1 protein-coding gene is annotated in these 1,115 nt (G+C 42.2%); it reads right to left on the reverse strand.

The window, feature by feature from the left end; genetic code table 11:
- Nucleotides 1-814: polynucleotide adenylyltransferase PcnB (gene pcnB, locus A3738_RS20970; protein WP_156504389.1), on the reverse strand; the 814-nt coding region annotated here is incomplete at its 3' end.
- Nucleotides 815-1,115 lie beyond the last annotated feature (301 nt).

Raw genomic sequence — 1,115 nt, forward strand, 5'->3', positions numbered from 1 at the left:
AGGCCGCTCGGATAAAACTGAGATAGTGTTCTTTTTGGCTTTTATCTATGGTGTGCGCAACGCTTGGGAATAAGGCTTTAAATAGCCCTGTATCTAATAGGCGCTCAAATATTGCGGCCCCATAACCCGAGACAAAAAGCTTAATAATTTCATCAAATAATCGGGCAGGCGCCACCATCGACATCAGATGAGATAGTTCATGGATACTTTGTTCTGCTTTTTGTTCGATATCGAAGTTAAGTTTTTCGGAGAAACGAATTGCTCGTAACATGCGAACAGGGTCTTCGCGATAGCGCTCTTCAGGCTCGCCAATAAGCTTGAGTGAGTGTGCTTTGATATCTGTTAGGGCATCGCAATAATCATAAATGCAAAAATCAGTTGCGCTGTAATACAGCGCATTTGCGGTAAAATCGCGACGAATAGAATCTTCTTCTATCGTTCCGTACACGTTATCTCGTGTGAGCATTCCTTCAGCGGTTTGTTGCTGTGCTGATGAATCTTCATTGCTGCCACGGAATGTTGCGACTTCAATTATTTCTCGACCAAAAAGAACATGTACAAGTTTGAAGCGTCGGCCGATCAAACGAGAATTCGAAAATAGCTTATGCACTTGTTCAGGATGAGCATTCGTTGCGATATCGAAGTCTTTTGGCTGAATACCTAGCAGTAAATCACGAATACAACCGCCCACTAAATAGGCTTTGAAACCAGCATTTTCGAGTCGATAAAGAACCTTTAATGCATTCGGACTAATATGTTTGCGCGATACGGGATGTTCATCGCGAGAGATGATGCTAGGGGGCAATGCTGCCATGTTTTCCTGATCTTAATTATCGTAATAAGAGGTGAAGAAGTTTAGCCGTTAATGCGCGCTAAATATAGTAAGAAGAATAAAAGGAGGACGTAGCATGAAATTACCTACTTTCCTTAGCGGGTCTTTCATGCTGAACAGTTCAAGACCGTCAGTCATTGTTATTGTTGTTCCATGTCTCAACCAGGGCGTTATCACGCACGACAAACGGAATACTTTGAACGCATAGAGCGGAAAAACGCTTTGAGTGATTGTGTTATCAATGTTTGCTACTTGTCGTAGTTCTTACATTTATAACTCGCTC

The organism is Oleiphilus sp. HI0066 (genome assembly GCF_001635725.1).